This window comes from Lactococcus sp. DD01, assembly GCF_001578715.1.
GTDB classification, from domain to species: domain Bacteria; phylum Bacillota; class Bacilli; order Lactobacillales; family Streptococcaceae; genus Lactococcus; species Lactococcus petauri.
In genome coordinates this window covers 1,093,900-1,098,059 of sequence record NZ_KQ968939.1, presented here as the reverse complement: position 1 = coordinate 1,098,059, position 4,160 = coordinate 1,093,900, and the positions used below count along the sequence as shown (strand labels likewise).

Below are 4,160 nucleotides of genomic sequence, written 5' to 3'. Positions count from 1 at the left end.
ATAATAATATTGTTAGCACTTGAGGGTGGTGAGTGCTAAAAGCGAAGAAAGGAGACAAAGATGATTACAGAACGGCAACAACAGATTTTGGATTTGATTGTCTCACTTTACGCTAAAGAGCACACACCCGTTGGTTCTAAAGCTTTATTGGAACAGATTAAAGCATCAAGTGCGACAATCAGAAATGATATGAAAGCCTTGGAAAATCTTGGACTCATTCAAAAAGAACATACATCAAGTGGGCGTGTTCCTAGTATTTCAGGTTACAAATACTTTGTAGAAAATGTATTGCGCTTGGAAGAATTTACACAAAATGATCTTTTTCAAATTATGAAATCCTTTGATGGTGAGTTTTATCGCTTATCGGATTTATTTGAAAGAGCAAGTGAAGTTCTCTCAAGATTGACCGGCTTAACTTCTTTCGTACTTAATGTTCCTCAGAAAGAGCAAGTCTTACAGTCCTTTGAACTTGTCACTTTAGATAATCACTCGATGTTGACAGTGATGACCTTAGCGACAGGCGAACTTCGGACAAATCAGTTTGTACTCCCCAAAAGTATGAGTGAACATGACTTGCAAGTCTTTACACGGTTGATTAAAGAACGTTTAGTAGGTAAGAAAGTTCTTGATGTGCATTATGCGTTGAGGACGGATATCCCACAGATAGTACAGCGTTACTTTAAAACAACTGGTGATGTCTTGGAGCTCTTTGAATCCGTCTTTGCAGATTTGTTCACAGAGCATTTGACAAGTAGCGGACGTGAATATGTCTTTGATTTTGCCACAGACAATCTTTCTGAGCTTTATAAAATTTTAAGCGATGATACACGTATGGCTCAAGAAATACGAGAATTAACAAGTACAGATGAGATGCGTTCGGTTGTCATTGACAATATGTCTTATTTTGCTAACCTAACGTTGATCAGTCAAAAGTTTGTTATTCCATATCGTGGTTTAGGAACGCTGACAGTCATTGGTCCTGTAGAACAAGATTATCAGAAAACCTTGAGTACACTGGACTTACTTGCGAAAGTCTTAAGTATGAAACTCATGGACTATTATCGTTACCTTGATGGTAACCATTATGAGATAAGTTAATATATGAAATTATTTAAAAGAAAAGGAAACAATATGGCTGAAGAAAATAAAGAAGAATTAAAGAAAAAAGATCAGGAAGAAGAAGTTGTCGAAGAGCTTACTGAAGAAGCACTTGAAGATATCGTCGAAGAAGAGGTTTCTGAGCTTGATGCAGCTGTAGCAAAGGCTGAAGAATGGGAAAACAAATTTCTCCGTATTAGCGCAGAAATCCAAAATATTCAACGCCGTGCCAACGAAGAACGTTCTAGTATCTTGAAATATCGCTCACAAGATTTGGCGAAAAAGATTTTGCCAAGCTTAGATAACTTGGAGCGTGCACTTGCTGTTGAAGGATTAACAGAAGATGTCAAAAAAGGTTTAGAAATGACGCGAGAAAGCTTGATCAACGCACTTAAAGAAGAAGGCGTTACAGAAGTCAAAGCAGACGGAGCCTTTGATCCAAACTTCCATATGGCTGTGCAAACTGTCCCAGCTGATGATGAGCATCCTGCAGATCATGTCGTTCAAGTCTTCCAAAAAGGCTACCAAATCCATGATCGTATCCTTCGTCCAGCAATGGTCGTTGTTGCACAATAAGAAACAAGAAGTGACCGAAATGTCCTTAAACTATAAGAATAGATAAAAACAATAAAATAAAAAAAGAGGTAAAGCATATGTCTAAAATTATTGGTATTGACCTTGGTACAACAAACTCAGCAGTAGCAGTTCTCGAAGGAACTGAAGCAAAAATTATTCCAAATCCAGAAGGAAATCGTACAACACCATCTGTTGTCGCTTTTAAAAATGGTGAAATTCAAGTTGGTGATGCTGCAAAACGCCAAGCCGTAACAAACCCAGATACAATCATCTCAATCAAATCTAAAATGGGTACAAGTGAAAAAGTTTCTGCCGGTGGCAAAGAGTACACACCTCAAGAAATTTCAGCAATGATTCTTCAAAACTTGAAAGCAACAGCTGAAGCATACTTGGGCGAAAAAGTTGAAAAAGCAGTTATTACAGTCCCAGCATACTTCAACGATGCACAACGTCAAGCAACAAAAGATGCTGGTAAAATCGCTGGTCTTGAAGTAGAACGTATCGTTAACGAACCAACAGCAGCAGCTCTTGCTTACGGTATGGATAAACAAGACAAAGATGAAAAAATTCTTGTCTTTGACCTTGGTGGTGGTACATTTGACGTTTCAATCCTTGAACTAGGTGATGGTGTCTTCGATGTATTGTCAACAGCAGGTAACAACAAACTTGGTGGTGATGACTTTGACCAAGCCATCATTGATTACATGGTCGCAGAATTCAAGAAAGAAAACGGCATTGATCTTTCACAAGATAAAATGGCCCTTCAACGTTTGAAAGATGCAGCTGAAAAAGCGAAAAAAGACCTTTCAGGTGTAACTTCTACTCAAATTTCATTGCCGTTCATCACAGCTGGCGCTGCTGGCCCACTTCACTTGGAAATGACACTTACACGTGCTAAATTTGACGAATTGACTGCTTCATTGGTTGAAGCAACACGCGAACCTGTACGTCAAGCCCTTTCTGATGCTGGTCTTTCAACTTCTGATATCGATGAAGTTCTTCTTGTTGGTGGTTCAACTCGTATCCCAGCAGTTGTTGATCTTGTTCAAAAAGAAACAGGTAAAACACCAAACAAATCTGTTAACCCAGACGAAGTTGTTGCTATGGGTGCAGCAATCCAAGGTGGTGTCATCACTGGTGACGTTAAAGACGTTGTCCTTCTTGACGTAACTCCACTTTCACTTGGTATTGAAACAATGGGTTCTGTATTTACAAAACTTATCGAACGTAATACAACAATTCCAACATCTAAATCACAAGTCTTCTCAACTGCAGCAGATAACCAACCAGCAGTAGATATCCACGTCCTTCAAGGTGAACGTCCAATGGCAGCAGATAACAAATCATTGGGTCGCTTCCAATTGACAGATATCCCTGCCGCACCACGTGGTGTGCCACAAATCGAAGTCACATTCGACATCGACAAAAACGGTATCGTATCTGTTAAAGCAAAAGATTTGGGTACGCAAAAAGAACAAACAATCGTTATCAAATCTAACTCAGGTCTTTCTGACGAAGAAATCGATAAAATGATGAAAGATGCTGAAGCAAATGCTGATGCTGACGCAAAACGTAAAGAAGAAGTAGACACACGTAACGAAGCGGATGCTCTTGTTTTCCAAACTGAAAAAACAATCAAAGAACTTGAAGGTAAAGTTGACGAAGCAGAAGTTAAAAAAGCAGAAGATGCTAAAGAAGAGTTGAAGAAAGCTCTTGAAGGTGAAGATATTGCCGATATCAAAGCTAAATCAGAAGCACTTAGCGAAATTGCGCAAAATCTCGCAGTAAAACTTTACGAACAAGCCAGTGCTGAACAAGCAGCAGCAGAAGGACAAGAAGCTGGATCAGAAGAAGGTCCTAAAGATGACAATACTGTTGATGGTGACTTTGAAGAAGTTAAATAAAACCGTAGTTCATAAAATAAAAAAGTTCGAGATATTGATGCTCGGCTTTTTTATTTTTTTCTGAAAACCGTTTCATTTGTTTTCAATCTCATAAAATAGGATAATAAAAATAAGAAAGAGAACCTGGACGTGATAGAAAGGAGGTTGGCATGCTTAAGATTTATACCATCTCCTCTAATCAGGAGACGAAAGCAGTAGAGAGCTGGCTCTATGCCCATAAAGTCAAGTTTGTCGAAGTTGATCTTCTCAAAGAACTGGTTTCGACTGAGGAAATTCTCCGAATTGTTTCTTTAACTGAACATGGAGTTGAAGAGATTATCGCAACAGAAACTCGGGCTTACACACGTTTGAACCTTAATTTCAATGACTTGAAGTTAGAAGATTTTATGGAGCTGTTAGAAGAAAATGCTACTCTATTGAAAGTTCCACTTATGTTGGATGAAAAACAACTTCAAATCGGTTTTGATGAAGATAAGATGCAAAGGTTTTTAGAAAAGCCAAGTAAAAAAGTTACTGACATAGAACAGCAAGAAATGCAAACAGGCTAGGTTCTCTAAAGAGCAAAGGAAGCGTAATTCCTGA

General features: G+C 38.5%; 4 protein-coding genes. All 4 read left to right on the top strand.

Going from position 1 to position 4,160, the window contains the following annotated elements; translation table 11 throughout:
- Window positions 1–60: 60 nt before the first annotated feature.
- Window positions 61–1,098 (top strand): heat-inducible transcriptional repressor HrcA, encoded by a 1,038-nt coding sequence (hrcA, locus tag LACDD01_RS05335; protein ID WP_017368864.1) that lies wholly within the window; start codon window positions 61–63, stop codon window positions 1,096–1,098.
- 3 nt (window positions 1,099–1,101) lie between these two features.
- Window positions 1,102–1,674: a nucleotide exchange factor GrpE gene (gene grpE, locus LACDD01_RS05330; protein ID WP_255357173.1), complete on the top strand. Its 573-nt coding sequence runs from the start codon at window positions 1,102–1,104 to the stop codon at window positions 1,672–1,674.
- Between the two features lie 77 nt (window positions 1,675–1,751).
- Window positions 1,752–3,578 carry a molecular chaperone DnaK gene (gene dnaK / locus LACDD01_RS05325; RefSeq protein WP_004259123.1) on the top strand — a complete coding sequence of 609 codons (1,827 nt, stop codon included), beginning with the start codon at window positions 1,752–1,754 and terminating at the stop codon, window positions 3,576–3,578.
- Window positions 3,579–3,727: 149 nt separating this feature from the next.
- Window positions 3,728–4,126, top strand: coding sequence for a Spx/MgsR family RNA polymerase-binding regulatory protein (locus LACDD01_RS05320; protein WP_019293250.1), 399 nt, complete (start codon window positions 3,728–3,730; stop codon window positions 4,124–4,126).
- The last annotated feature ends 34 nt before the right edge of the window (window positions 4,127–4,160 follow it).